The organism is Thiocapsa sp., from assembly GCF_022340925.1.
GTDB lineage: Bacteria > Pseudomonadota > Gammaproteobacteria > Chromatiales > Chromatiaceae > Thiocapsa.
In genome coordinates this window covers 12,056-37,793 of record NZ_JAJDNA010000005.1, presented here as the reverse complement: position 1 = coordinate 37,793, position 25,738 = coordinate 12,056, and the positions used below count along the sequence as shown (strand labels likewise).

At 67.2% G+C, this 25,738-nt stretch carries 22 protein-coding genes and 2 pseudogenes; 5 read left to right on the top strand and 19 right to left on the bottom strand.

Annotated features, from left to right (window positions below; translation table 11 throughout):
- The first annotated feature begins 39 nt into the window (after positions 1-39).
- On the top strand, positions 40-711 hold the full coding sequence (locus tag LJE61_RS00800) for a small multi-drug export protein (RefSeq protein ID WP_296917104.1): 672 nt from the start codon (positions 40-42) through the stop codon (positions 709-711).
- A gap of 188 nt (positions 712-899) precedes the next feature.
- Here the strand turns inward: LJE61_RS00800 and LJE61_RS00795 are convergent, their stop codons facing one another.
- The 3 genes and pseudogenes from LJE61_RS00795 to LJE61_RS00780 form a co-directional block, all read right to left on the bottom strand.
- Positions 900-1,340 (bottom strand): AAA-type ATPase lid domain-containing protein, encoded by a 441-nt coding sequence (locus LJE61_RS00795; protein WP_519972877.1) that lies wholly within the window; start codon positions 1,338-1,340, stop codon positions 900-902.
- Between the two features lie 79 nt (positions 1,341-1,419).
- Positions 1,420-1,853 (bottom strand): annotated as a pseudogene (locus LJE61_RS15260) (sigma-54 factor interaction domain-containing protein); the annotation flags it as partial.
- A gap of 243 nt (positions 1,854-2,096) precedes the next feature.
- On the bottom strand, positions 2,097-3,194 hold the full coding sequence (locus LJE61_RS00780) for a hydrogenase small subunit (RefSeq protein WP_296911679.1): 1,098 nt from the start codon (positions 3,192-3,194) through the stop codon (positions 2,097-2,099).
- A 517-nt stretch (positions 3,195-3,711) separates the two neighbouring features.
- On the opposite strand from LJE61_RS00780, the gene LJE61_RS00775 reads away from it, so the two are divergent.
- Entirely contained in the window at positions 3,712-4,104 is a 393-nt protein-coding gene (locus tag LJE61_RS00775; RefSeq protein ID WP_296914858.1) for an OsmC family protein, read from the top strand.
- Between the two features lie 213 nt (positions 4,105-4,317).
- Here LJE61_RS00775 and amrB read toward each other — a convergent pair whose 3' ends face one another.
- The 9 genes from amrB to LJE61_RS00730 form a co-directional block, all read right to left on the bottom strand.
- Entirely contained in the window at positions 4,318-5,301 is a 984-nt protein-coding gene (gene amrB / locus LJE61_RS00770; RefSeq protein ID WP_296914855.1) for an AmmeMemoRadiSam system protein B, read from the bottom strand.
- A 10-nt stretch (positions 5,302-5,311) separates the two neighbouring features.
- Positions 5,312-5,500 carry a hypothetical protein gene (locus LJE61_RS00765; RefSeq protein ID WP_296914853.1) on the bottom strand — a complete coding sequence of 63 codons (189 nt, stop codon included), beginning with the start codon at positions 5,498-5,500 and terminating at the stop codon, positions 5,312-5,314.
- Complete coding sequence (gene amrS, locus LJE61_RS00760) at positions 5,497-6,504, bottom strand: AmmeMemoRadiSam system radical SAM enzyme (protein ID WP_296914850.1); 1,008 nt, start codon at positions 6,502-6,504, stop codon at positions 5,497-5,499. Before amrS ends, LJE61_RS00765 begins: the two co-directional genes overlap by 4 nt.
- Positions 6,501-6,758, bottom strand: coding sequence for a hypothetical protein (locus tag LJE61_RS00755; protein ID WP_296914847.1), 258 nt, complete (start codon positions 6,756-6,758; stop codon positions 6,501-6,503). Before LJE61_RS00755 ends, amrS begins: the two co-directional genes overlap by 4 nt.
- Before the next feature lie 71 nt (positions 6,759-6,829).
- On the bottom strand, positions 6,830-10,462 hold the full coding sequence (locus LJE61_RS00750) for a fused MFS/spermidine synthase (RefSeq protein ID WP_296917100.1): 3,633 nt from the start codon (positions 10,460-10,462) through the stop codon (positions 6,830-6,832).
- 135 nt (positions 10,463-10,597) lie between these two features.
- The gene (locus tag LJE61_RS00745) at positions 10,598-11,260 is read right to left on the bottom strand and encodes an SIMPL domain-containing protein (RefSeq protein WP_296910249.1); all 663 of its coding nucleotides are present in this window, start codon (positions 11,258-11,260) and stop codon (positions 10,598-10,600) included.
- A gap of 411 nt (positions 11,261-11,671) precedes the next feature.
- The gene (locus LJE61_RS00740) at positions 11,672-12,241 is read right to left on the bottom strand and encodes a copper-binding protein (protein WP_296910250.1); all 570 of its coding nucleotides are present in this window, start codon (positions 12,239-12,241) and stop codon (positions 11,672-11,674) included.
- 200 nt (positions 12,242-12,441) lie between these two features.
- Entirely contained in the window at positions 12,442-14,127 is a 1,686-nt protein-coding gene (locus LJE61_RS00735) for a SulP family inorganic anion transporter (RefSeq protein WP_296910251.1), read from the bottom strand.
- Between the two features lie 126 nt (positions 14,128-14,253).
- Positions 14,254-14,508 carry a hypothetical protein gene (locus tag LJE61_RS00730; RefSeq protein ID WP_296910252.1) on the bottom strand — a complete coding sequence of 85 codons (255 nt, stop codon included), beginning with the start codon at positions 14,506-14,508 and terminating at the stop codon, positions 14,254-14,256.
- Between the two features lie 307 nt (positions 14,509-14,815).
- Here LJE61_RS00730 and LJE61_RS00725 point away from each other — a divergent pair, with 307 nt between their 5' ends.
- Both LJE61_RS00725 and LJE61_RS00720 read left to right on the top strand, forming a co-directional pair.
- Positions 14,816-14,941 carry a hypothetical protein gene (locus LJE61_RS00725; protein WP_296910253.1) on the top strand — a complete coding sequence of 42 codons (126 nt, stop codon included), beginning with the start codon at positions 14,816-14,818 and terminating at the stop codon, positions 14,939-14,941.
- Between the two features lie 25 nt (positions 14,942-14,966).
- Positions 14,967-15,314 carry an alkaline phosphatase family protein gene (locus LJE61_RS00720; RefSeq protein ID WP_296917097.1) on the top strand — a complete coding sequence of 116 codons (348 nt, stop codon included), beginning with the start codon at positions 14,967-14,969 and terminating at the stop codon, positions 15,312-15,314.
- 442 nt (positions 15,315-15,756) lie between these two features.
- On the opposite strand, the gene LJE61_RS00715 is transcribed toward LJE61_RS00720, so the two are convergent.
- The 3 genes and pseudogenes from LJE61_RS00715 to LJE61_RS00705 all read right to left on the bottom strand — a co-directional run.
- Positions 15,757-16,761, bottom strand: a complete 1,005-nt coding sequence (locus LJE61_RS00715) for a hypothetical protein (protein ID WP_296917095.1) — start codon at positions 16,759-16,761, stop codon at positions 15,757-15,759.
- Between the two features lie 385 nt (positions 16,762-17,146).
- Complete coding sequence (aqpZ, locus tag LJE61_RS00710; RefSeq protein ID WP_367114891.1) at positions 17,147-17,884, bottom strand: aquaporin Z; 738 nt, start codon at positions 17,882-17,884, stop codon at positions 17,147-17,149.
- Positions 17,885-18,146: 262 nt separating this feature from the next.
- Positions 18,147-18,417, bottom strand: a pseudogene (locus LJE61_RS00705) (transposase); the annotation flags it as partial.
- 1,002 nt (positions 18,418-19,419) lie between these two features.
- On the opposite strand from LJE61_RS00705, the gene LJE61_RS00700 reads away from it, so the two are divergent.
- On the top strand, positions 19,420-21,351 hold the full coding sequence (locus LJE61_RS00700) for an acyltransferase family protein (protein ID WP_296910261.1): 1,932 nt from the start codon (positions 19,420-19,422) through the stop codon (positions 21,349-21,351).
- A 352-nt stretch (positions 21,352-21,703) separates the two neighbouring features.
- Here the strand turns inward: LJE61_RS00700 and LJE61_RS00695 are convergent, their stop codons facing one another.
- The 4 genes from LJE61_RS00695 to LJE61_RS00680 all read right to left on the bottom strand — a co-directional run bounded on the left by LJE61_RS00695 (position 21,704) and on the right by LJE61_RS00680 (position 25,727).
- The gene (locus tag LJE61_RS00695) at positions 21,704-22,087 is read right to left on the bottom strand and encodes a hypothetical protein (protein WP_296910263.1); all 384 of its coding nucleotides are present in this window, start codon (positions 22,085-22,087) and stop codon (positions 21,704-21,706) included.
- Positions 22,084-22,458: a P-II family nitrogen regulator gene (locus LJE61_RS00690; protein WP_296910265.1), complete on the bottom strand. Its 375-nt coding sequence runs from the start codon at positions 22,456-22,458 to the stop codon at positions 22,084-22,086. The genes LJE61_RS00695 and LJE61_RS00690 overlap by 4 nt, the downstream gene beginning before the upstream one ends.
- Positions 22,455-24,044, bottom strand: coding sequence for a DUF1538 domain-containing protein (locus LJE61_RS00685; protein ID WP_296910267.1), 1,590 nt, complete (start codon positions 24,042-24,044; stop codon positions 22,455-22,457). The genes LJE61_RS00690 and LJE61_RS00685 overlap by 4 nt, the downstream gene beginning before the upstream one ends.
- An 825-nt stretch (positions 24,045-24,869) precedes the next feature.
- On the bottom strand, positions 24,870-25,727 hold the full coding sequence (locus tag LJE61_RS00680; RefSeq protein WP_296917093.1) for an alpha/beta hydrolase: 858 nt from the start codon (positions 25,725-25,727) through the stop codon (positions 24,870-24,872).
- Between the last annotated feature and the right edge of the window lie 11 nt (positions 25,728-25,738).

Below are 25,738 nucleotides of genomic sequence, written 5' to 3'. Positions count from 1 at the left end.
TCGTCCCCCCGGGCTGCGATGACGGCGTCCTGGAAAGCCTTGCTGCGGACCCCTGAAGGCATGGTCCTGGTGGCCGGACTGGCCCTGTCACTTGCCCTGGTTGCGACACTGGCTATGAGCGCGATGTGGTCCGTGGGATACGCCCGATTGCTCGCGGCCGTCATCGCGACCAACCTGGTCTTCGGGCGCGTGACCGCCATGTCACTCGGCTACGCCGCCGGGCTCGATGACGTCACGGTGGTGCTCGCCAACCTGCTGGTCGAGACCATCCTGGTCCTGGCGTTTTACCCGCTGCTCGTGCTCAGCTGGCGCCAGCTGTTGGAGGTGAAGGCATTGCGGCCGTCCCTGCGGGCCGCCCGCGCGGCGGCGGAACGGCATCGCGATCCGATCCGCCGTTATGGGCTGATCGGTCTGTTCATCTTCGTCTGGTCGCCGTTGTGGATGACCGGTCCGGTCGTCGGCTGCGCCCTCGGTGTACTGATGGGGCTCACCATGCGGGTCACCTTGACCGTCGTCCTCGCCGGGACCTCGGTCGCCATCCTGGGCTGGGCGGTGGCCATGCGGGAGCTGCACGAGCAGGCCGCACGGTTCAGCCCGCTCGGCCCGCTGATCCTGTGCGCCACCCTCGTGGTGATGATCGCGGGGGGCTATCTCCTCAGACTCCGGTCAAGCCGGCATCCTGGAACCTCCGGTGGCAAGCGCACCGACTGAAAGGCGAATAGGGTCAAGTCCTTACTCTTGCCTCGCGCATTGCAGAGTCGGCTGCTTGAACCTAGAAACGGCAATTGGCCGCTTCGCCCTGCGTGCAACCTGCTGCTATCAGAAGGCTCTTGGCAATGCTCACCGCTCATCCGTCGGGTGAAGGCGGCTACGACCCCTGGCGCGACCCGTGTATCGGTTCAGCCGGCCGGTCCGGGCGCGGTGGCCTCCGGCGTGTCCGGATCCAGCCCGTAGCGCGCGAGCTTGTTCCGCAGACCGACACCGGAAAGGCCCAGCTCGGCGGCGGCGCGGGTCTTGTTCCCGTCGCAGCGGGTGAGGGTTTCGGAGAGGATGCCGGCTTCCAGGGCCTCGACGCGCTCCTTGAGGGTGCCGGTCGTGGCGGCGGGGTGGTCCGGCACGGCGGCGCGGGCGAGAACCTTGGCGCTCAGGAGCTGCGGGCCGAGCACCGAGCTGCGGTCGCTGAGCACCACCATGCGCTGGAGCTCGCTGCGCAGCTCGCGGACGTTGCCGGGCCAGTGGTAGCCCTGCAGCAGCGCCAGGGGCCTCCGGGGCGAGGCTCTGGCGGGGGGTCCCGAAGGCCTCTGCCGCCTCGCGCAGCAGCCGCTCGCAGATGGGGCCAAGGTCGCCTAAGCGCCGGCGCAGCGGCGGCAGGTGCAGGGTGACGCCGGCGAGTCGGTAGTAAAGGTCGTGGCGGAAGATCCCGGCGAGCATGGCCTGCCCCAGGTCCTTGTTGGTGGCGGCAACCACGCGCACGTCCACCTGGCGGCGCTGCACGCTGCCGATGGGTCGGATCTCGCCTTCCTGCAGGACCCGCAGTAGCTTGACCTGGAAGGCCGGCGAGACGTCGCCGATCTCGTCCAGGAATACGTTGCCGCCGTTGGCCTGCTCGAACAGGCCGACGTGGTCCGAAACCGCACCAGTGAAGGCGCCCTTGCGGTGGCCGAACAGCTCGCTCTACAGCAGTTGGTCTGGCAGGCCGCCGCAATTCTCGGCGACGAAGGACTGCCTGGCGCGCGAGCGAGCAGCTCCTTGCCGGTGCCGGACTCGCCGGTGATGAGCACCGGGATGTCGCAGGGGGCGATGCGCGTCAGCTGGTCGCAGATGCCCTCGATGGGGCTGTCCGGACCGCGCATGACCGCCTCCAGGCACCAGTTGCGCCGCTGGCTCGCGGGCTCCGGTGCGAGTTGTTGATGCGCCTCGGCCCGCGGCGGCTGACGCCGGAGCCTGACCGGGTCTCCGACACTCTAGCCGCCGCGGGGCTGGTGTTGGCGGCCGCTGTGTCGATGTGGCTCCGCAGTGCCTCGGCCGGGTCCGCGGCGAGCCGTTGGCCGACGGCGGCGACGCCATCGTCGGGGCCGGTCGCCGCGTGGGGGGTGTCAGTCCAGGACAAGGAACATCGCCAGCGCGGCGCCTTGATCCAGGAGTACTTGGCGCCTTCGATGATGGGCGCCGATGGCCGCACCGACCACGCCCACCGCGCCGAGACCCACCTTGTCGGCGTTCGCCTCGATGCCGAACACGTGCGTGTCGGTGGTGTGCTGGTAGAAGCTGCCCTTGTCCCAGAAACCGTCCTCGGAGCAGCCGATGCAGCCATGGCCGGACTGGATCGGGAAGGACACGCCGTTGTTCCAGCGCACCGTGGAGCAGGCGTTGTACGTCGTCGGCCCCTTGCAGCCCATCTTGGACAGGCAGTAGCCCTTGCGCGCGGACTCGTCGTCCCAGTTCTCGACGAACTGGCCGGCGTCGAAGTGCGGCCGGCGGTAGCACTTGTCGTGGATGCGCTGGCCGTAGAACATCGCCGGGCGGCCCTGGCGGTCCAGCTCCGGAATGCGGTCGAAGGTGAGCATGTACGTCAGCACGCCGGTCATCACCTCGGCGATGGGTGGGCAGCCCGGCACCTTGATGATGGGCCTGTCGTGGATCACCTGGTGCACCGGCGTCGCGCGCGTCGGGTTCGGGCGCGCGGCCTGGACGCAGCCCCAGGACGCGCAGCTACCCCTGGAGGTGATCGCCTTGCAGTCCGCGGCCATCTCCTTGAGCTGCTCGACGAAGGGCCGGCCGGCGATGATGCAGCTCATGCCCTCCTGGTTCAGCGGCGGATTGCCCTCCACGGCCAGGATGCAGTTGCCCGTGTATTTGTCCTTGATCTCCGCGAGGATCGCCTCCGCCTGGTGGCCGGCGGAGGCCATGATCAGGTCGTCGTAGTCCAGCGAGATCATCGACAGCACCACGTCCGAAACCAGCGGATGCGCGCTGCGGATGAAAGACTCCGAGCAGCAGGTGCACTCCAGCCCATGCAGCCAGATCACCGGCGTGCGCGGCTTGGTCTCCATGGCGTGCGCGATCCTGCCGGCGAAGCTCGGCGCCAGACCCAGCGCGGTGGCCGTCAGCGAGCAGAACTTGATGAAGCTGCGCCGCGTGATTCCCTGGCGACGCATGACCTCGTAGAAGGTCTCGGGCGTGGATCTGGGCATCACTGCTTGGTCCCCGGTTGGCGGTCGGGCGCGACACCGGCCGGGCCACGGACCCGGCAACCGGCACGGCGCTCGTGTTGGCGTTCCGGTAAACGCCCGCACAGACCGGACCAGATTTCGCTTCACCCGCCCGGCCAACACGTTGCGCTTTCGTTGTTGCGCTGCATCAATCGCTGCTGCGAAGTTGCTTTGCAGTGAGACTGCAATGCTGCAAAGCAAGTGGACGCTTTAGTCGTCGAGTGTTGGACCGTCGGCGACCGTTCCGCACAGCGGACCCGCTGCGCGGCCAAGTGGCACCTCAAGCTGACTGACGAAGGGGTCCAAGCCCATCGGAGCACGCCCCCCGCTCATCGAGCAGCTCCAGCATGCGCTGGCGGTTGGCCTGGATGGATTGGTCCCGCTCGCTTGACGCCGGCACGTTTCGACGGCTGAATAGCGGCTGCGTGACCGATCCAGTCCAAGAACCGACGGAAGGGGGGAAGAGATGCCTTCAGTGAAATCCCGGCATGTAGCTGATATGGTCTTCGCGACTCAGGTAGGGGATCACGAGATCCTGAACGACGTCCCGCCAACACCCGAATGGGGCGGCAAAGGTCGTCACCCGACACCGCCGGACTACTTCGTCGCCTCGCTTTCATCCTGCATCGCCGCCTTCGTGCAGCAGTACTGCAGCAAGTCCGGAATCGACGCCAGCGGCCTGTACGTAGAGATCCACTACGAGAAGGCCATCAACCCCGCTCACCTCAGGGAGCTGATGGTGGAGGTGCATCTGCCGAACGCCTCCGTCGGTCAGCGTGCCGATGCCATCCGACGCGTCTCGGGGCACTGTACGGTGCACGAGACCATCTGCAAGATGGAGGGGCTGCCGATCAGCATTCACGACAAGACCGGCGAGGTTGGAGCGGCCTGACGCGTGGCGCCGACGGTCTGCCAAGGTCCTCTCAATCCAGCACTTGAGAAAGCCTTGAACGGAGGCGGCCGGTGGCCCGCTGGCGGGGTCCGGATCGCCTGGCCGCAATGGGTCGCGGCCCGTCCGCCGCCCCTCTCCCGTGTTGAAGGCAATCAGGCCGAGCTGGCCACGACGCTGCGAGCGACAGGAGCCACGTCCTGGTGGATGCGCGGTCTAGTCGTGAATCTCGGCGTCGGCTGACAGCGGCGCCGGCGCGGTTACCGCGAGCGCCGCGTAGCTCACCGAGTGGCGCCAGTCGCCGGTGAGCGCACCGCTCGCGGCATAGGAGAGCCGATGCACCGCTGCGTCCGCCGGCAGCAGGCGCAGCAGCAACGTCAGTGGCCAGACACCACAAATGGTGACTCCGGTCTCCTCCCGGTACCGGAGCAGACCGGGGGCATCGTGCGCGACGATCCGTGCGATCGCGCCGTCGTCGAGGGCGCGTATCCGCTCCGTCACCCGCCGGTCCGGCGGGAAGGGGACATAGCCGAACCTGGGACCGTAATGGGTGAAGTCGCTGGAGACGACGATGAGCGTGCCGTCGTCGAGGAATGGCCGGATCAGGTCGGCGAGCAGCCGGTCTTCGTCGCCGTCGAGCAGACCCACCAGGATCGGCACCAGCCGCCAGCCAGGCGCCAGGGCTCGCTGGAGGAAAGGCAGCTCGATCTCGATCGCATGCTCCCGCTGGTGGGCGGCGGGCTCGGCGCGCACCAGCGCAGATGCCCTCAGGCGGGCGATGGTCTCCGCATCCAGCGGGACCGCACCGAGCGGCGTCTCGTAGGCATCGACATCACCGATGGAGAGCCCGTCGAATCCGGCGTGGTGGGCCGGCGCGAGCACCATCACACGCCGGTATTGCGCCCCGCGGATCAGCGCGAAGGCGCTCGCCGCGACCAGACCGCTATAGGTATAGCCGGCATGCGGCACGAGGAGCGCCCTGATGCCCCCCCCGGGGGGCTCGGATACAGCTTCGGCCAGCAGCGCGTCGACAGTCTCGGCCAAGGTCTCGGCGTCGGCCGGATACCAGGTACCGGCCAAGGCGCTGGGCCTGATCCGTTCGCCTCCTGCGTCGTCGTTGCCGGCCCAGCAGACAGCGGTCGTGCACAGACCCGCCCCGAGCCACCAGAGCACGGCGGCCACGGGGGCACGCCTTTTCATATCTCCCGCCTCAGCCGGCCAGCTCGTGCGGGCGATAATAGTCGGCCTCGCGGAGACTCGGCAGCCGCTGGACCGGCCGTGCCTGCGACGGCCGCCGCGGCCAGGGGATCGCGAGCCCGAGCGCACCCAGACCGGTGATCAGGCCCAATGCGCGTCTGCGCCCTTGCCGCACAGGGCCCCGTTCTGCTGTCGTCGTCATCTTCGGTCTCCACTCAGGTCTGCGGATCGCCAAACACCTGGAACCCGCTCGTTGCAGCTGGGACAACGGCCATCCGCGGTCAGCGCATAGTCGGTGATCATGAAACCAACCCGGCCGATCAGGAGTGTGCCGTCCCGCGGACAATAGGTGGAGTTGCCCGCATGTCCCAGCACATTGCCCACATAGACATGCTCCAGTCCCGCATCCTGGGCCTCCCGTCTCGCCCGGTCCAGCGTTTCGACCGGTGTGGGGGGCAGATTGCGCATCCGATATTGGGGCTGGAAGCGGCTGAAGTGCAGCGGCGTCTGGGCGCCGAGCTCGGCGCGGACCCAGCGTGCCAGGCGCCGGATCACGGCCGGGTCGTCGTTCAGCGTCGGGATGACGAGATTGGTCACCTCCAGCCACACGCCCTCCTCCCGCATGGTGACCAGGGCGTCCAGGACGGGCTTCAGCGTCGCGCCGTTCACCTGCCGATAGAAGCCGTCGTCAAACGCCTTGAGATCCGCGTTGGCCGCATCCAGCAACCGGCACAGCTGCCGCAACGGATGCTGGTTGATATAGGCGGCCGTGACGAAGCAGTTGGCGAGCCCCTCCTGGCGCGCCAGCTCTGCGGAGTCGTAGACGTATTCGTAGAAGACGACGGGATCGGAGTAGGTGTAGGCGATGCTGCGACAGCCCTCGGCCTTGGCCGCGCGGATCAGCTCCGGTGGGTCGAGCCGGTAGACCTGCTCCATCTCCTCGCCGCCCCGTTGCGAAAGCTGCCAGTTCTGGCAGTTGAGGCAATGCAGATTGCAGCCCGCGGTGGCGATTGAAAAGACCGGTGTCCCCGGCAGGAAGTGGTAGAGCGGCTTCTTCTCCATCGGGTCGATATGGACCGCCGACGGCCGGCCGTAAGTCGTGGCGCGCAGCCGCCCGCCCAGGTTCACCCGGATACGGCAGTCCCCGGCGCCCCCCTCGGGGATCACGCAGCCGCGCGGACAGAGCTCGCAGGTGACCGCGCTCATGGCGCGGACCCCGCGCGGGCCGCGCGCGCCTCGTCGTTGCTGAGCGGGTGGTACCAGCTCGCCTCACGGTCGCTAAGCTCACCGGACTCGATCCGCCGCTCCACGGCCTGACGGTCGATGACGCGCCAGCCCGAGCCCGACAGGCCAAGCGGCCGCAGGCTGTCGACGAGCTGCAAGGCGATCACCAAGCCCGTGATCAGGACAAGCCCGAGGAAACGGAGCTCGCGCTCGTGGATGTGTCGAAGCTGATGCATCGCATGCCATCGCCGGCCGGACCCGATGATCAAACTGTAGACGATGGACGCGGCGGGATCGTTCCGCTATCTCAGCCATGGGGCCGGTGCCGGAGGCGGGTATCGGCGCCGCCGAGGCAGCGTCCGCAGCGAATGCAGTCCAAGTCGTATTCGCTCCGCACACCCAGGTCGCAATGCTCGAATCGGCGCTTGGGCGCCATCCGGCCGAGCCACGCGAGCTTGTTGCCGAGGGCGAGAACAGCGCCCAGCGGACAGAAATAGCGGCACCAGAAGCGCACGTAGACCAGGGACCCGAGCAGCACGGCGGCGGCGAGCACCAGCATCCAGCCCCCGATGCGCCCGCCGAACAGCTGCTGCATCGGGTCGAAGGCCGCCCACAGCGGATCGCCGCTGAGCCAGACGGCGATCAGCATCAGCGCGAGCAGCAGATACTTGAGGTAGCGCGCAGCCTGATCGACGCGGCGATCCGGATAGCGGCGCAGTCCGAGCAGCCGGCCGGCTCGGGAGACCAGCTCCTGCAGCGCGCCGAACGGGCACAAGATACCGCACCAGATCGGACCAAACAGCAGCGCCGTGAGTCCGGCGAAACCGAGCAGCAACCAGCGCTGCGGGTTGTCTGTCGGCGCGGGCGCATGTCCGACGCTCAGATTGACCAGATCGACCTCGGTGATCGGCGAGTTGAGCCAGAGCCCGAGCACGCCGATGGCGGTGACGAGCAGCAGCAGGCGCACCCCCTGTCGGCCCGACACATGGACCATCAGCGCCGCGATCAACAGGGCGAGGGTCGCCCAGAACGGCGCCTCGAGCGAGGCTGGCGGCGGCGTCCGCAACGGCGGGATCGCGGCGCCGAAGGCCGCCTCGCCAAGCCGGCCCGCGGCCAGGTTGATGGCCTCCAGCGCGGCCCGGCTCGTGACCGTGGCACCGCTCAGCGCGTCGACCCGGTCGAGGCTCAAGCGACCGGCGGTCAGGTCCGCACCGGCAAGGCCGGTAAGCCAACCCTCGATGCCGGCGATATAGGCCGGTGTCTCGTTCGAGCTCAGGTAGCGCACGCCGGCCAGCGTCCCGTTCCGGTCCACGGCAAGCAGCAGGTTGATCGGCCCGCCGTACCCGCTGACCTCGGGCGCCGCGGCCATGCTGGCCAGGGCCGCGGTCGAGGGCTCGGTCTGACCGATCGGCGTGCCAAGATAGTGGATGAAGGGCCGCTCCACCGGCTCGAACCGGAGGTCTCCGGCCAGCTCCGTGAGCCGCGACGGCTCGAACCGGACCTGCGGCCCCGGCGTAGCCCCCTGCTGGAGCAGATGCCAGCCGTAGACCAGCAGCACTGCGTAGGCCAGTGCCCAGCCGACGCCGGGCCACGGGAACGACGGAACGCCGCGGATCCTGGGTCCGGGCGAGGCCGGCAGCAGCCGGGCGACCAGCAGCGGGACCAGCGCCAGCAGCGCGAGCACGGCCAGGACCCGAGAGGCCGCCGCGCTGCCCAGCAGCGGGAGCATGAGCGCCCCGGTGACCAGTCCGCCGAGGGCGCCGCCCAGATTGTCCGCGGCGGCGGTGAGGCCTCCGCTCTGGACGATCTCCGGGCGGTCGCGATGGGTGAGCGCGACGCCGAGCGGAAAGCCGGTCCCGGTCAGCAGGCCCAGCAGCAGCGCGAGTGTCACATAGCCCGGCTCCTGCCAGGGGCCGGTTTCGGCGCCGAGCGCGCGGAGCCCGGCAGGCAGGGCCAGCAGCATCACCGCCACCAGGCCCATCGTCGCTGCGAGCGCCGCCCCGGGCCGGCCCGTGCGCGTGAGACGGGTGCCGAGGCCGGCGCCGAGCGCGAGCCCCGTCATGAAGACACCGTTCAGCAGCGCAATCCGCTCGAACATGAAGCCCACGTGGGACTGATAGCCGAGCAGCAGCGTAAGCTGGGCCGCCATCGCGATCATGCCCAGCAGCGTCAGCACGAAGACCGCCCCCCCTCGCTCCCCGGCCCGCCGCGGTGTGCCCTCAAGCGCGGTGCGCAACAGCCACAGGACGACCAGCAGCGCCGGCGGCAGCAGATAGGGCCAAGACCCCATCTCGCGCAGCGTACTGAGCCAGTCCACGACGCCGGAGCCGCTGAAGCGGCCCCAGAGCAGCATGTTCAGGTAATAGGTGACGGGCCGCTCGTCGGTGTTGATCTCGGCGCGCGCCTGATCGAGCTGCCCGCGCACGAAGGCGACCTCGCGAGGGTCGAGCAGGTTGGCGAAGGCGCCCTCGGGCAGATCATGGGCATCCAGCGCGATGGCGCGGTAGCGCCGGAGGAGCTCGGCCGGGTCCTCGCTGACCCGGTTCGCAGCGGCCGACGCACACAGGGTCTGCTCCTCGCCCGGCACAATGGCGACATGGGGCAGCACCGACCCCAGGGTATGATAGACGGAGCCCGCGTAGCCCGCGACCTCGCGGCCCAGATAGCTCGCGGCGCTGCTGACACGGGTGCACAGCACCCCATCCGGCGTCAGGCGCTCACGGGCCCGCACATAGAACTCCCGCGTGAAGAAGCGGTTGCCGTGGGCGCTGGCGGGGCTGGCCGCGAGGATCAGGATCAGGTCGTAGCCGGCCCCCGGAGGTGGTCGCTTGATGAAGCGCCGGCCGTCCTCGAAGCGCAGCCGCAGGCGTGGATCGGCCAGCGCGCGCTCGGTTTCCTGATCCAGGAAGGGCCGCACCGCATCGAAGGCGCGCCGATCGTCCTCCACCACCTCGATGCGCTCGATCGGATAGCGGGCCAGCTCCGCCGGCAGTCCGCCGGCCAGCCCGCCGAGGACCAGGACGCGCCTGGCATCCGCTGCCTGGGCGGCGAAATAGGCCGCCTCACGCCGGACCTCCAGCGACTGCGGGAAGCTCTCACGGATCTGTCCGTCGGCGACGACCGAGGTCTGATCGCCGAGCCTGGCCACCGCCACGTGCCCGTATCGGGTCTCGACCGAGCGCAGCAGCTCGAGCCCCGGCTGCAGATTCGAGAAGCGCAGCACTTCCAGTCGCCGCTCCACTTCCTTCGTGAACGGGAAGAGCGTCAGTGCCAGACCGAGCAGCGCCAACAGCAGAGACGCCCACCCGCCCGGTGCCCGCAACGGCCGCGGCGGCAGTGACCAGGCGGTCACGGCCAGGACCAGGGTCAGAACCCCCAGGGTTCGCGCCAGACCCAGCCACTGCACGAGTACGAAGGTGAACAGCACCCCGCCGAGCAGCGCCCCTAGCGCGTCGGCGACATAGAGCCGACTCACCAGGGTGGCAGCGTCCCGCCGAGTGGCGCTGGCGTGGCGGGGTTGGTCGGCCAGCGCCTTGCAGGCCAGCGGAAAGCTGATTCCGAGTGCGAGGCCGATCGGGAGGGTGACGGCCAACAGCGACAGGAACAACTCGCCAAGCGGGACCAGCCCGCTTGCGGGGATATCGAGCAGCACCCGGACCGAGCGCAGTGCCAGCACCTGCACCAGCAGCAATAGCGGCAGCAGGACCAGCAGCAGCCGCAGCGCCGGCAGCGGGTTCCGCACCCAACGACGCCCCCGCAGCGCGATGACCACGAGCGCGCCGGCCGCGAGCCAGAGCAGCCAGCTCCCGTAGAAGGCCCCCAGGCTCAGCTCGTTGCCTTGGAAGACCACCATGCCCTCGCGGATCAGCACCGCCTGCATCACCTGCGCGCACGCGCCCAGGATGAGGATGGCGACGAAGAGTCGGTGCTTGATGGCCACGGGGACCGGTCCTGCCGGCAGCGCTTTCGGTTGCTTAGGCAAGCGGGAACGGCGGCATCTGCGGGAAGCACGGGGTTATGCGGCGCTCTCCTGCGGTTCTAGACGCCTTCTGCACCACCCGAAGAGCCACCACGGTCAGTCGGAAAGGTAGTACTCGACCGTCGAGACCACCCGCACCTTCTTGATGTGCGGGGTGTTGCTGTCGCGGTCTTCGATCGAGAACTGGCCCTGGCTGGCGCGGCGGATCTTGCCCAACCGGCTGTCGGAATCCTGGGCGAACTTGGTGGCGACTTCGCGCGCGTTGCGTGTCGCCGCCTCGATCATCCCCGGTTTGATGTCGTTGAGCCGCGTGAACAAGAACTGAGCACGCGCCTCGAGGTCGGCACCTCCGATCGCCAGACCCTGCTTGCCCAAGTCCACCAGCCGGGTCATGGCGCCGCGCACCTGCTCGACGCTGGTGGTGTAGACGGTGATGGTGGAGGTCGCCGCGTAGCGGAATTTCATCTCCGCGGAGCTCGCGTAGGGCTGCGCCTGGCGGTCGACCACTGCTGGCGGCGACACACCGATCTCCGTTTCGCTGAAGCCCGCCTGCCGAAGAAAATCCACAACCTGCCCGTTATGCTCCTGCACCGACTGATACAGCCCCACCAGGTCGTTGCCCGCTTCGCTGAAGCGGATCGGCCAGATCGCGACGTCGGCCGGCACTTCCTGCTCGGCAAGACCCTTGACCGTGACGCTGCGTTCCAGTGCCTTGACCTTCAGGACGCCGCTGCTCGCCCAGTAGCCGAGCCCGATCAAACCCGCGCAAACGAACGCACCTAGCACAAAGGCTGCGCCAAGACTGCGATTGTGATTCATGTCAGCTCCACCTTCAGGTGTCGGTCGTCGCGTCGCCTTGTCTGGGCTGCCTTCTGTTGGGCTCCTGCCAATTCCGCGAGTCCGGCGACCGGACAAGGTCATGTCCCCTCCTCCGCCCGCGAGACATGGGTGGCCGGAACGATGCGGACCCGAGCACGGCGTCCCCGACCGTCCGGCCAAGGCCGAACAACAGCGCTTTCAGCTCGGAGCCCAGGCGCGTCCGCGTCCAATGGATGGGCAGCTGCGTGCGCGCCGTGGTTTGATGGCCTGCTGGGAGGCAGACGTGTGCCCCGTCCCCTGGTGCTCATCCCCCGCCCCAACGCGCAACTGCCATCCCACCGTCGGCGGAGACTATCGGGACGTCACTTCTCCGCTGATTGCCCGAACGTAAGAGGCGCTGACCCCGTCGCCTGGGGCCACCGACTCGAGCACCGCCGGATCCCGGACGTCAAAGGTCATCGTGCTTTCCGGCCCCTTGATCGTCACGGTGGATTTTGCCTTATCGACGGACTCGACGATGCCGTTGATGGTCATAGCTTCGACGATCGAGCCGGCTGGCTTTTCCCCCGGTTCCCGAAACACGGCGGAGTCTTTGGTGACACCCAGCGAGCCTCCCTCCGGCCCCTTTTGGAGATCGACCAGGATCAGATTGGTTTCGGTGATGGTCAGGGTGTTTCCGACCTTGATCTCATCGAGGCGCTTCACCTCCTCGGGAACATGAAGCACCTCGAAGCGTCCCTCGGGTGTCTTGATGGTCAGCATACGCTTGTCCTGATTGACGACGGTCACGGTGCCGGTCAGCGCCGAGGAGACCGCGACCTCCGCGACCGGCACTGTCTCGGCGTATGTCATGGGCATGGAACCCAGCATGCCCAGGCTCGTGGCACAGGCAAGGATGACCGGGCGTGGCATCTTGGACATGGACATTCTCCTCTCAGTTGGCGTGCTCGAAGACAAAAAGCGAGGCAAGCTCGCGGTCGCATGAGATGCCGATCCTTGTGGCCATCCCGGCCAAGAATCAGCACCGAGCAGCAAAACGCGGTTCTGCTGCGCCTTCCTTTGCAGTCGCCAAGGCGGCTGCACAGCGGACGGGGGCTCCCTGCCCCGCGGACATCGATGAATCAGTCGGCGCCTGCGGTCTCGATTCCCCCCTGGGCGGCGTCCTGAAAGCGGAATCGATCGACGGCCGTTTGCAGGTTGAAGAGCAGCCGCTCGCGGCCTAGGGTCTCACCGAGCGAGGAGCGTTGGACCATCCCGAGGACCTCCGGGTTGAGCGCGACGAGCCACAGCAGGACACCGCGCTCGCGCAGCCTTTCCTCGCCCTCGATCAGCATCTTGAGGGCCGAGTACTCGATATCCGGCACGGCGCTGAAGTCGATCGCCAGCACTCGGGGCCCGGCGGCCTCGACAAGCGGCAGGAGCTGCTCGCCGATACGTTGGGCATTGGCAAAGAAGATGCGTCCCTCGGGCCGCACCAGCAGGAGCCCGAGAACGCTCTCGTCCTCTGGGTGCTCGGCCGACCTCGGCCTGAAGACGTCGGTGCCGGGCTTGCGCCCGAGGACGTAGACGCGCGGGTGGGCCGCCTGATAGGCAAGAGCGACCAGCGACACAATGATCGCCACAACGATCCCCTTGAGCGTCCCAAGCAGGACCACCCCGGCGAATGCGGCCAGCGCCCAGAGAAACTCCATACGCCGGATCCGCAGGATGGCGCCGAACTCGGCGGGCTGGATCAGGCCGATCGAATAGACGATGACCACGGCGGCCAGGGTCGCCTGCGGCATCAGCCCCATCAGGGGTGAAAGGAAGACCAGAGTCGCCAAAGCGGCCGCGGCCGTCACCAGACCGGCCACCCGGGTGCGGGCGCCGGCACGCCGATTCACGGCTGTTTGCGAGGTGCCGCCCCCGGCGGGCATGCCGCTGAACAGTCCGCCGACCGCATTGCCGACACCTGTCGCCAGAAGCTCCCGGTTCGGCTCGGGCCTCGGCTCGCCCCGGATCGCGAAGGCCCGCGCCGCGGCAATGGACTCGGTGAAGCTCATGAGCGCGATGCCGAGCGCGCCGGGCCAGAGCTGCGCGATCAGATCGAGTCTGGGGGCGGTGAAGGGCGGCAGCCCCTGGGGGATGTGGCCAACCGTTTCCACGCCGTGCCCTTGCAGCGCGAACAGCGCCGAGGCGGCGATGCCGAGCCCGACCGCGACTAGTGGTGCCGGGGCGCGCGGGACAAACCGCTCCATGCCGACCAGGATGGCCAGCATCGCAATTCCAACCACGAGCGTAACGACGGATGTCTCGGGCAGTTGCTGGATGAGCGCGAGCAGGTTCTCCAGGAAACCCCCCTTCTCGAAGTGGATGCCGAGCAGCTTCGGCACCTGGTCGAGGATGATGACCAGCCCGACCCCCGCCTTGAAGCCGGTCAGGACCGGCTCCGAGATGAAGCTGGCGACCACGCCCAGGCGCAGAACCGAGGCCAGGATCAGCATGATTCCGACCAGGAAGGCGAGGGTCGCAGAGGCGGTCAGCAGCGCAGCCGGATCTCCGCCCGGCGCGACCAGCGCGAGCTGCGTCCCGGTCAGGATCGCCAGCGTGGTGGTGGTGCTCACGCTGAGCGGGCGCGACGTCCCCAGGATCGCATAGATCACCATGGGGACAAAGGCGGTGTAGAGCCCGACCTCCACCGGCAGCCCGGCGACCGTGGCATAGGCCATGGCCTTGGGGACGACCACCGCGGCGGTCGTCAAACCGGCGACGAGATCCGGACGCAGCCAATGCCTTCGGTAGCCCGCCCCCAGGCCGAGTGACGACATCCCCACCCTGCGAGTTGGGTGGCCCTGTGGGCCAATCTCGTTGTCAGTCTTCATGCATTGCCACCTGCACCGGCGATGACTTGTGGCGGCCGTCCCACAGGTGCCGGTGTCCGCCCGCCCGTGCATTTAGTGCACGTAGCGCCGGCCGACGCAGACAAGTACCTGCGGCACGCGTATGGCGTGCTCGGGTGTCAGTAGCAAGCCCACGTGGTTCATGATCAGGACATAGGCGTGCAGCCGGCAGCGCTCGCGCGCCCCGCGCAGCCACCCGAGATACGCGAGCGAGTCCTGGTCGTCAATCAAGCAGGTCGCGCGGTTATGCCTGCGCTTCACGATGCGAAGCGGCAGGCCGTCGATGTGGACAGGTGTTCGCCTGGGCACGACGGCAGCCTAGCAGAAATCGAGCCCGGCCCCGTCTTCTATTTCCGGCGACGCCGGAGCCACAACATAACAAAGAAAAAGAAAGAAAAAGAAAAAGGGCCAGGCTCAATTCAGGAATTCCTTAACGGCCAGTTCGCCCAGTAGCCTTTCCCGTTGAACCCGCCGTCCTCTGATTGACGCGGCCTGCCCCGTTTTGCGCAACTGCCTTCGCTGACCAGTCATGGCTTCGATCTCCCGGTAGTACCGGTCGTTGCCAACAAAGACGGATCCTTTACTGTCTGGTTCGGTCTCGAGGCACCGAAAGGGCATGAAGGCAACCGGGTCCAGATCTTGCCGAAACAAGCGCTTCGGCGTGATCCTGCGGATCTACGGTGCGCCCGAAGCCTGGTTTGACGAGACCTGGAAACCGGGCGATCTTGAGCTCATCGACTGAACAATGGATTAAGCAGGATCGACCGATGAAGCAAAATCCTACCCGCCTGGCGCTAACGGCTCTGGTGGCTTGCATGGCCGTTGTCACCGGCCGTCCCGCTTCTTCCCAAACGAGCGGCGACACCCTCGATGCGGCAGGGGCGACGCCACCTCCGCGGCTGATCCTCCAAATTACGGTAGACGCGCTGCGCGGCGATCTACCGGGACGCTACGCCCACGTGTTCGGCGACGGCGGGTTCCGATACCTGATGGGCGAGGGCGTCCAATACACCAATGCCCATTACCAGCACGCCAATACCGAGACCATCGTCGGCCACGTGTCGCTTGCGACCGGCACGGTGCCCGCCGCACACGGCATGGTGGGAAACGTCTGATTCGACCATGCGGACGGCCGGCTCGTCTACAACATCGAGGACCCGAACCACCATCTGATCACCGCCGGCGCCGACGCTGGCGAACTACCTCGGCGTCAAGCCGCCTTCGGGCGCGATTGGCAATCCGCTGGTTGAGATCGTGCCCGATTGAAATGGGTGCACAGAGAATACCGGTTTGCTGCGACGACTCGATGTCGTATCTGCGACCGATTTGTCAGTATGCATTCGATCAATGTCCCATGACGAAGGGAAAGAAACGCTGCAGTCGTTGACAATCGTCCTGTCTGTCGACCAGCGGATGAGCCAACCGCCGACAGCGCTTACAGCACCTGACACGAAGGCAGCGGCACAGTAGTGCTGAGAATCGGCGGCCCGCGCCGTTCTCGGAGCGTCGCCGTCCCGTGCCAGGACATGCCCAGTCGCCGCGCGCCGAGCCCTCCATTCAAAGATAGCGCTGGGCCGCGGTGACGAAGTCCTCACGGCGGGGAAGATCCAGCGGGACGATCGCGACGGGCAGCATGATGGCGCGGGCACCGCGCGCATTTTGGAGCTCTTGGAGGACGATCCGGCGCGACGATGGGTCGGCAGGATCCTGTCGGATGTTCATCGGCCCCAGACAGAGGTCGATCTCTTGTGACCAGACCTGGCGCTCCGCCTGCCCAAGACGCTCGGCAACCACCTCCAAGTGGGCCTTCAGGACGCCCGCATCCGCACCCAGCGCCTGCAGTTGTTGCGAGACGGCGTCGAGCTCCGCCTGCAGGCCGGCCTCGTCCGCTCGACTCGCCTCCGGCCGATCGAAGCTCAGGGTGCCGCGCTTCATGGCCTGGAGCTTGCGCTGCAACAGGTCACGCTGGCGTGTGAGGTCCGCCCGCTCCACCCTTGCCTCGGTGATCTCGGCCAGGGCCAGGGCGAGCAGGTGATCGAAGGCACGCCGCTTGAGAAATCGCCTCCACTCCTCCTCGAGGGTCCGGGGCTCCAGCAGGCGGTGCCCCGAGAAGCTGACCGATACCTGGGCCACGTCGCGCCTCACCTGGTCGCCCACCAGATCCATCCCGAGGATGCTCCTCTCCTCTCGGCGCGCCAAGAGCAGAGCGGTAACACGCTCGGCACCCAGCCCGTCGCTGCCGGACAGGTAATCCGACAGGGCCCTGTCCCGGCCGAAGAATTGCTGCATCTCCTCGATCGAGGCAAAAAGGGCCGCGAGTCGGAAGTCGTTGCGATAGCCGTCGGGTCCGACCGCCACGGGGGCGGGGATGCCGTCCACAAGGGCCATGACGTGATCGATCGCGTGGATCACCGGCTCGCGCAGCCGCTTGCGGTAACCCGGGACCAGCCGGAGCCGGGGGTCGGTGCCGTCCACCGCCCGTTCGATGGCCATTTCGATCAGGGTCTCGGGGTAGCCCCCGACGGGCTCGCGGCGACCGAAGATGGACTGGAACAGCTTCACCCTAGTGCCTCCTTCGAGAGAAATCGCCGCCTCGGCCCAACGTCCCGAATGGGGCGGTCCGACGAAAACTTGCCGCAGCGGGCGGTGTTCAGGATCAACCTGCGCCTCGCCATCAACCAGGATCAACCCATCGGCAACGACCCCTTGTGACGCGAGATTGAAGCGACGACAGGTCAGCGCCGGGAACTGCGCAAGCGTGGCAGGCCGCGCAAGCAGGAGGAGCAGCCCTCGGCCGAGGATGCGGCACAGGGCGAACTGCCTAGTTGAATTAATTGAGCCTGGCACCTTTTCGCCTTGATCGGACTCGATTTTTCTCGATCGATCTGGTTCCAGGGCGACTCCGCGGCGCCGATCATGGCGACGCCGCGTAGCGTCGAGGGCAGGTTCAAACTGCCTTTTCATCCTCAAACATGCGGTAGACGACGCCCGCCAGGACGGCACCGGCAATCGGAGCGACCCAGAACAGCCAAAGCTGGGCCAGTGCCTTACCCTCGCCGTTCAGGGCCAGCACCAGCGCCGGTCCGGTACTGCGGGCCGGATTCACCGAGGTATTGGTGATCGGAATCGAGATCAGGTGGATCAGCGTCAGCGCGAATCCGATGGCCAGGCCGCCAGCCACCGCATGGGCCTGCTTGTGGGTCGCGCCAAGGATAATGAACAGGAACATGAAGGTCATCACGATTTCTGTCACCAGCCCGGCGATCATGCCGTAACCCTGCGGCGACAGCTCGCCGTACCCGTTTACGGCCAGGCTGCTGGCGGTGAGTTCAAAGGTCGCCTGACCTTCCTTGTACAGACCCATGTCGCTCGCGACATAGAGGATAAGAAGAGCGGCGGCGATGGCGCCGAGGGTCTGCGCTATGACGTACATGGGCAGGTCGGCCCAACTAAAGCGTCCGCCCACGGCAAGACCTACCGAAACGGCCGGGTTCAGGTGGCAGCCCGAGATATGGCCGATGGCATAGGCCATCGTCAGCACCGTGAGGCCGAACGCGAAGGCCACGCCCAGATAGCCGATGCCAACCGTCGGAACGCCGGCCGCGAAAGCGGCGGCGCCACAGCCGCCGAGCACCAGCCAAAAGGTACCGATGAATTCTGCGATGGACCGTTTCATCATTGACATGAGATGGTTCTCCAATAGTCATCCGATCTGCAAATGCACCCAAGGGCGCAGCATCAATGTCGCGACGCCGGCCGGCGCCGGCGCCGGATTATACTGGCACCGGACTCGCGATAATCAGGAAGATTGCCATCAAGCCCCTTATTCTGGCTCCCACGCTCCAGAGATTGTGCAGGTGTTCGGCGCCGCCGCCGGGTGGCGCCATCGGTGGGCCTCAGGGCGCCGTGGCGGCAGGCGGTGGGGCGACCTCGCTGGGAGGCTCACGCCCATAGGCGGTGGCAGCGGCACGCAAGGGTGAGTTGGGTGCCAGAACGCCGTGATAGCGATGGCGGTGCAACTTCGGCGGTGGCCACTCTGTGAACAAGCTGGGCCGCAAGATGACCGATCAGCTCCAGCGACGTGAGGGACAGCGCCGTGGTGCCATCGCGCTGGGCTCTCGGCAAGCCGTAGATGACGTGCTGATCGTCGACCAGATAGAGACGCTCGAGCGCCAACGGCGGGCGCGCACAGTAGCGCAGCAACCGCTCCAGGCCCGCGCCCCTTGCACAAGAAGGCGACCAGGAAGTCATGCCCGCCCCCTGTGTGAACAATTCGGGACAGCGGGCGCGGGCGAAGCCGAGGCCAAGATGCCGCATTCGAGATAATGCCGGAATTCCCGTTCCCCGTGGGCCGGCACGCGTTGCCCGTCCGAGTCGTCTTCCCTGACCAGCGCGAGGCGACTCTCCAGGTGCTGCTGAACGACCTGGTACAGGTGGGTTTTCTCGGGATGGCGGCGGCTGTAAGGAACCGATCGGCATCCCTGTGACGCGACGGCCATGTGCATGTCGGTGTCCGGCTGGAATCCAACGAATCGCGGATACTGTTTTTATGCACAAAAAAGCAGCCGGTCTGCTCACGGACGGGGATCGGGCGCTAACACGCTGGGCGTTCGGAGCGGTCTTCATCGGCTTATCCTGACGGTTCGCACCTCAGAGTACGTTCACTGTGGGGGCGCCGCCCTCGGCGCGATCGGCGCTGGATCACTGGCTCTCCCCAACCTCGTGTCTCCGTTCACTCTGGGCTCGCAGAGTCGCTTGGATTTCCTTCTATCCCTCGCCCGAGACCCGAAGTGCCATTGTCGCCCCAGTCGGCTGCCGGCCAGGAACGATGCGGCTGTTCCTAAGCCTCAAGCCGGACCGCGACAGGCCAGCGTTCGAGGCACAAACAGGGCTTTTCGCACTCAAGCACCAAGGAGCCGCTGTTCCGGCAGCCGGTGCAGGCTTCGCCGCCCGTCGGCGACGTACCTCGATCTGCGGGTCGTCGCTCGGGCCCTCGATACCACAGTTCCAGCTCCGGTTGTCGTCGCTGCCGCCGCGATTTTCGCGGATCGGAAATGCGGAAGAGAAATCGCAGCACCCCTGCGAGCCGAGGGGTGCCTGAAACGCGAGGTTAGCGACGGCCGGGGCTGGAGCTGCGGTCAAGGCTCGAGCGTGGGGCTCGCGGGCATCTCGATATGAGAGCGGCCGACACCACCGGCGGCTAGGGAGGACGCATTCCTTATGATCGAGTCTCACCCCTATCGCGCCGACATCGACGGGTTGCGCGCCCTGGCCATCGTGCCGGTGGTGCTGTTTCATGCCGAGGTTCCCGGTTTCGGGGGCGGCTTCGTCGGCGTCGATGTCTTCTTCGTGATCTCCGGCTACCTGATCACCTCGATCATAGCGCATGAGCTACGGACGGGCCGCTTCTCGCTCGCGCGCTTCTACGAGCGCCGCGTGCGGCGCATCCTGCCGGCCTTGTTCGCGGTCCTGCTGGCCAGTGCACTGGCGACCGCCCTGATCCTCTATCCCGGCGAGGCGCGCGGTTTCTCCCGATCGCTGATCGCCGCGACCCTCTTCGTCTCGAGCATCTTCTTCCATCGCGAAAGCGGCTATTTCGATCAGGAGGCCGAGCTCAAGCCCCTGCTGCACACCTGGTCGCTCTCGGTCGAAGAGATCTTCTACATCCTGTATCCGGTCCTGCTCTGGCAGGTCTGGCGCCGCGGTCAGCGGTCTCGAATCGCCCTCGTCGGCGGGATCGCCGCGCTCTCCTTCGCGGCCTCCGTGATCGCACTGCGGCTCGACCCTGCCTCGACGGCCGCCTTCTTTCTGCCGCATCTTCGAGCCTGGGAGCTGCTGATTGGCACGATCGTGGCCTTAGCCCCCCTGCGTCTGCCGCGCGGAAGGATCTTCTCCGACGTGATCTCGATCCTGGGCCTGATACTGATCGCCTGGCCAGTCCATGCCTATTCGCAGGACACCATCTTCCCCGGGCTCGCCGCCCTGTCGCCCTGTCTCGGCGCGGCGCTGCTGATCCTCGCGGGCCAGCGGCGGCCGTCGCTGATCGGACGGGGCCTGTCCTGGCAGCCGATCGTCCTCATCGGCCTGATCTCCTACTCGCTCTATCTCTGGCATTGGCCGATCTTCGTCTTCGCGCGCCACCTGATGGGTCCGGACCTACCTCTCGGGGTGTCGCTGCTGCTGGTATCGGCGAGCCTAATCCTGGCGATTCTCTCCTGGCGGTGCATCGAGCGTCCCTTCCGGGGCCGCTCCGGCGTGCTGCCGCGTCCCCTGCTTTTCGGCGCGGCGGCCCTCGCGGCCGTCATCCTCGTCGGCATCGGCTTGCACGGCGAGCGCACGGCCGGCTGGCTCGGCCGCTATCCTCCGGAGCTCGCGGTCATCCTCGCCGCGGCGGATGACCGCGATCCGCGTCAACCCGAGTGCGAGAGCGTCCGCGCCGATACGCCCGGCTGCCGCTACGGAGATCCGGACGCCCCGCCGGTCATCGCACTCTTCGGCGACAGCCACGCCGCGACCTATGCAACCCTGCTCGGCGAGCTGGCGCGCGAACGCGGAACCTCCGTGCTAAGCCTATCGATGCCGATCTGCCCGCCGGCCCTGGGTTGGCAAGGCGAGCCCTTGTCCTGGCGGGAGGATTGCGAGCGCTTTCAGCAGCTCGCGCTCAAGCGAATCATCGCGACGCCGAGCATTCACACCGTGGTGATGTCGGGCCGATATCGGATCTATCCGTTCGATGATCCCGACGCGGGACTCATCGAAGCCATGGATGCCGCCATCGACGCCCTGGTCGCGGCCGGCAAACGGGTCGTGCTCGTCTATCCGGTGCCCGAGCCCGGCGTGGATGTCCCGACGGTGCTGGCCGAAGCCGTGCTGGAGGGGCGGGATCCGGAACGGGTCGGTCAGCCGCTCGAGCAGCTCATGCACGACGATCGGTGGGTCACGGCCGCCCTGGACGGCCTCGGCGCGCAGACGCCGCTGATCCGTCTTCATCCGCATCGGATCCTATGCCGGGACACCCTTTGTCTCTTCTTGCGGGACGGGCAAGTGCTCTACTACGACGACAATCATTTGAGCGTCAGCGGAGTACGCCTGTTGCGACCGCTGTTCGCGCCCTTGTTCGATCGCCGAGACGGACGCGCTTGGCCGGATTGATCTCGATATCGTGGGTGCTTAGGAGACCACGGCGCGCACCGCGGGCCAGGTGCTGCTGACGGTACTGCCGGTGTTCCTCGGTTATCTGCTGCCGGCCCCACTCCTTGCTTGGTTGCTCGCACGGGTGTTGCGGCTGCGCTTCGATCGCAGGAGGCGGCGGTGGCAATCATCGGTCCGCGCCGGGTCGGCAAGACAACCCTCGCCCACGAGAGATCGCCGGAGGCCGACGGTCTCGAGCTGCATCGGGCTCTTGGTCGACCTGCTGCCCGTCTGGCGCCTGCAGCCCTTCCATGCCAACGTCGGCAAGCGCAGATCGTCCGTGCATCCCTGACACCGACTGACAGAGATTGCCTCAGACCTCGCTCGGCTCGGCGGCGACCCCCTCGGGCAGCGCGAAAGGCGTGGCCAAGGTCAGCGGGGTCATGAACATGGCGCCGCCGCCGGGGCGATGGATCTCCGCCTGCTCGTAGATGCGATCGAAGAGTGCTTTCGCTTCGTCCGCATCGACGACGATCTGGACCAGCCGCACCAGATTCGGCTCGGGGAGCTTGCCCCGCCGCGTGACGGCCTCCCGCAGCATCGAATGGCCGCGACAGTAGACGCTGTCTGCCCGATTGATCCCCTGGTCCCGCAGCCACGCGAGCAGCCGCCGCTCGGTGCCGTCGTCCGGCAGGATACAGGAGATCAGCCTAGCCGCCCGGCCCGGCACCCCTGCGTCTACCTGCGCCTTGCTCACTGCGCGTCCCCCCGGTCCGGGACCCGGGCGAGGACCTCGCGGGGGACATAGGTGGCCATACGCTCCACCGGCGTGATGTAGACCATGCCGGCGCCGGGCACGTCAAGCCCCGCGGCGCGATAGACCGCCTCGAAGACGACGTCCTGATAGTCGGTGGCGACCAGGATGCTGACGACATCCTTCTCCGCCTCGATCGCGATGCCCAATAGCCCGAGTCGTTCCCGCGGACCGATGCCGCGGGCGTGGTAGACCAGCGCACCGGCCGCCCCCATGCTCCGGGCGGCCTTGATGACCGCATCGCCGCGCCCAACGGTGACGACGCAGGTGATCAGCGCCACGTCGGTCAGATAGGTGATCTTGGCGTCTTTCATAACACTGCTTGGACCTCTTGCTCGCGGTGGATAGCCGGTTGGTCGCGGGCGGCCCGTTCCTGGCGGCCGGCCTGCACGCGCGCCCAGAGCCCGGTCAGCAGCACACTGATGATCGGGCCAATGGAGGCAAGGCACAGGATGCCGAAGCCTTCGACGGCCTGGGTTGCGTTGCCGAGCCCGAGTCCCATCGCCAACACCAGCGGCACGGTGATGGGCCCGGTGGTAACGCCGGCGCTGTCCCAGGCGACGTTGACGAAGGCCTCCGACGAGACGGCCGTCAGCAGGGCGGCGAGCAGATAGGGCGGGACGACGAGCCAGACCAGGGGAAGGTCCAAGACGAGCTTGGTGACGCCCAGCGCGATGCCGCAGGCCACCCCGGCGGAGACGGCCAGGATCAGCGTCCGCTTCTTGAAGAAGCCGTTGGTGAGCTGCTCCGCGGTGACCCCCAGCGCGTTCAGCGCCGGCTCGGCGATGGTGGCCCCGAACCCCAGTACCCAGGCGAAGACCAGCGCAATGGTCACGCCGACCGCATAGCGGTATAGCGGGGAGCCGTCCGCTCCTGGGATCTCCATGAAGGCGGCCGGCACCAGCGAGCCTGCGCTGCCGCCGAGCTTGGACAGCCCATAGGTCAAGCCGAGGTTGAAGATACACATGCCGACCACCGTCAGCCCGATTCCCAGCATCATCTCCCGCGGGCGCGGCAGATTCTCCTTCAGCACCAGCTTCAGGATCAGCAGCAGAAACAGCACTAGCGGCAGGATCGCGCGGATGCCCATCACCACCTCCAGACCCGGGCTGCGCTCGTACCAGGTGAGCGTCTCCTTCTCGGCGCCCGTCGTCGCCGCGGCGGCGATGATCTCGGCGGGGGTGACGGTCCCGGCGACGTAGAGTGTCAGGAGCAGGACGCCGATGATCGGAAACAGCGAGGCCAGCGTCACGATGCCGAAGCCGGATAAACCGGAATCGGCCCTGCCGGCGGCGGCCGCGATGCCGATGCCGAGCGCCAGTACCAGCGGCACGGTGACCGGCCCGGTGGTCACGGCGCCGGCATCCCAGGCCAGCCCGAGAACTGTGGCCAGCTCCGGATCGGCCGAGGCGTACAGGGTCAGGCCGAGCACCGGCACCAGCGACGCGTAGATCAGCGGCTTCAGGCTCCAGCCGTGCAGGAAGCGCAGGGTGCCCAGCACCGCGGCAAGGCCGACGCTCGCGCCGATCACAAGCACCAGGGCCAGCGTCCATTGGTTGAGCAATGCCCAAAGATAGGGTGCCTGCTCCGGTGCGATGTTCTGCCCGGCAGTCTTGAGGGCACCGATCGCCGGCTCCGCGAAGGTCACGCCGATGCCGAGCAGCAGCGTGATGAAGAGCACCAGCGGCAGCGGCGACTTGCGCGGCAGCGTATGCCCGATCAGCTCGCCGAACGGCATCAGCCCCAGCTTCAAGCCTTCCATGAAGAACATCAGACCGACGATCACGGCGAAGAGCCCGCCGGTGACGACCCAGGAGTCCGCGATGAGCTGGCGCAGGATCAGGATCTGGAACAGCGCCAAATAGAGCGCCAGCGGCACCACCGCCTTGACCTGCTCCATGAAGCGCCCGGAGACATAGGGCCGCAGCAGCGCCGCGATCTCGTCGGGCTGCAGTCCGATCGGGCCGGGTGGCGGGGGCGGTATCGGTCTCCCCTGAGCGTCGCGTCCCACCGGCGGCGCAATGGCGTTGAAGCTCAGCTCCCGCCGCCCGGCGCCGATCGCCTGGAGATAGTCCCCGTATCTTAGTTCGGGTTTCATGTGGCGATCTTGCGTTTCATTCACGGTTAAGGTCCCGATTCAATATGAGAGTCTGCCAGCTCGATGATCCGCAGCAGGGGAGCCGAATCATCGCGAACCGGTGCACCGGGGGGAGGTGGACCTCGGCAGGCTCTGCTGATTCCAGTCCGAACCGATCGCCCGCTGACATCGCTGCACCGCGGGACCGTCGATCCGGAGCGCGGCGGCCGCCCACAGGAGCGCGAGCCCCAGGACCAGGGAGACGGGAACACGCAGGAGGACCCGGCCCAGTTTCAGGGCGGCGCTGGGTGTGCTCACGGACGATTGAGCGCGTCGTCCGGCCAATAGCGCGAGCCGGTCAACTTGGCCGCAACCTTCCAGCCTTGGCCGGTCAGCACGAACACCGCCCTGCCCTCATCGAACCCCAGGGCGAATACAGGATGGATTCTAATGGTTTTGCAGTCTTCGATGAGAAGGTCATGGATCAGCCGGAGAAGGTGCGTACCGCGTGCGCCGGGCGACCGAGTTGTGCGCGGCTGCCGCTCCCGGGCTGAGGTCTTGCGACCGGTGCGGCTGCATGGATCGGATGCTCCCCGACCGCCAAGAGCCCCTGAACCACCAGCCGGGACACAATGGGGATGACCTTGCTCACCGGCTGCCGCCGTCGATCGGAAACCTCCAGGTGATCGGCCCCGTCCTGATCAGCTCCCGCCCCGGCTCCCCCAGCCGCCTGCCGTAGCGGATCAGCTGGATGAGGTCGGAGCTGACCTGGGGGTTGCTGGTGAAGTAGGAGTGCCCGAAGAAATCCGTGCGCTTGCCCTGGTAAGAGATCAGGTCCAAACGTCCCAACTCCGCCATGTAACGCTGGCGCTCCTCAGGGATGTCCTCGGGCCGCAGCTGGCCGACCCGCTGCCGGCTGCGAAACAGGATCCGCGAGACCAGGAGCGCCCGGTCCTCGGGCGACGCATAGACGGTCAGCCGGCCCTTCAGCACCCGCGGCAGCTTCCCCTCGGGCCAGACCGTGACCAGGTCCGGGTCGGAGATAAAACCGGTGATTTGCAGGGTAGCGATGTCGATGTCGATGTCCGGCGAGAGCAGCACCAGGTTGTCGATCTTGTAGAGGTCGACGGCCTCTTTGCCGGCAGCGATGGCCTCGAGCCCCAGCTCGCGCACAGCCTTGAGGGTCAACGCCGTGCCGCGGCTATGGGCCAGGATCTGCATCCCCTCCACCCCGGGCGTCGTGGCGAGCAGGCGGATGGTCTTCTTGAGGTGCTCCACCGCGTGGTCCCCGGACTCGGTGGTGGCGGTGTAGGAGATCAGGAAGTTGCCGGTGGTGGAGGCGGGCCACGTAAAGAAGGCGCACACGTGCTCACGGCCGAGGAAATGGCACAGCTCCGCGGTGGTGAAGGCGGCGGTGGCGAAGGTCTCATTGAAGCCGTGCACATAGAGCAGGACCTCCTTGCTCGGCGCCGCAGCGAGCCGGCGCTGGACCTCCTCCTGGAGCATGGCCTTGGCCT

Excerpts from the sequence above, each read along its gene's own strand:
- LJE61_RS00780 (WP_296911679.1), bottom strand. The coding sequence starts at position 3,194 with ATGCCCAGATCCACGCCCGAGACCTTCTACGAGGTCATGCGTCGCCAG.
- LJE61_RS00775 (WP_296914858.1), top strand. The coding sequence starts at position 3,712 with ATGGTCTTCGCGACTCAGGTAGGGGATCACGAGATCCTGAACGACGTC.
- amrB (WP_296914855.1), bottom strand. The coding sequence starts at position 5,301 with ATGAAAAGGCGTGCCCCCGTGGCCGCCGTGCTCTGGTGGCTCGGGGCG.
- LJE61_RS00765 (WP_296914853.1), bottom strand. The coding sequence starts at position 5,500 with ATGACGACGACAGCAGAACGGGGCCCTGTGCGGCAAGGGCGCAGACGC.
- amrS (WP_296914850.1), bottom strand. The coding sequence starts at position 6,504 with ATGAGCGCGGTCACCTGCGAGCTCTGTCCGCGCGGCTGCGTGATCCCC.
- LJE61_RS00755 (WP_296914847.1), bottom strand. The coding sequence starts at position 6,758 with ATGCATCAGCTTCGACACATCCACGAGCGCGAGCTCCGTTTCCTCGGG.
- LJE61_RS00740 (WP_296910250.1), bottom strand. The coding sequence starts at position 12,241 with ATGTCCAAGATGCCACGCCCGGTCATCCTTGCCTGTGCCACGAGCCTG.
- LJE61_RS00735 (WP_296910251.1), bottom strand. The coding sequence starts at position 14,127 with ATGTCGTCACTCGGCCTGGGGGCGGGCTACCGAAGGCATTGGCTGCGT.
- LJE61_RS00725 (WP_296910253.1), top strand. The coding sequence starts at position 14,816 with ATGAAGGCAACCGGGTCCAGATCTTGCCGAAACAAGCGCTTCGGCGTG.
- LJE61_RS00720 (WP_296917097.1), top strand. The coding sequence starts at position 14,967 with ATGAAGCAAAATCCTACCCGCCTGGCGCTAACGGCTCTGGTGGCTTGC.
- aqpZ (WP_367114891.1), bottom strand. The coding sequence starts at position 17,884 with ATGTCAATGATGAAACGGTCCATCGCAGAATTCATCGGTACCTTTTGG.
- LJE61_RS00700 (WP_296910261.1), top strand. The coding sequence starts at position 19,420 with ATGATCGAGTCTCACCCCTATCGCGCCGACATCGACGGGTTGCGCGCC.
- LJE61_RS00690 (WP_296910265.1), bottom strand. The coding sequence starts at position 22,458 with ATGAAAGACGCCAAGATCACCTATCTGACCGACGTGGCGCTGATCACC.
- LJE61_RS00685 (WP_296910267.1), bottom strand. The coding sequence starts at position 24,044 with ATGGAGCAGGTCAAGGCGGTGGTGCCGCTGGCGCTCTATTTGGCGCTG.
- LJE61_RS00680 (WP_296917093.1), bottom strand. The coding sequence starts at position 25,727 with ATGCTCCAGGAGGAGGTCCAGCGCCGGCTCGCTGCGGCGCCGAGCAAG.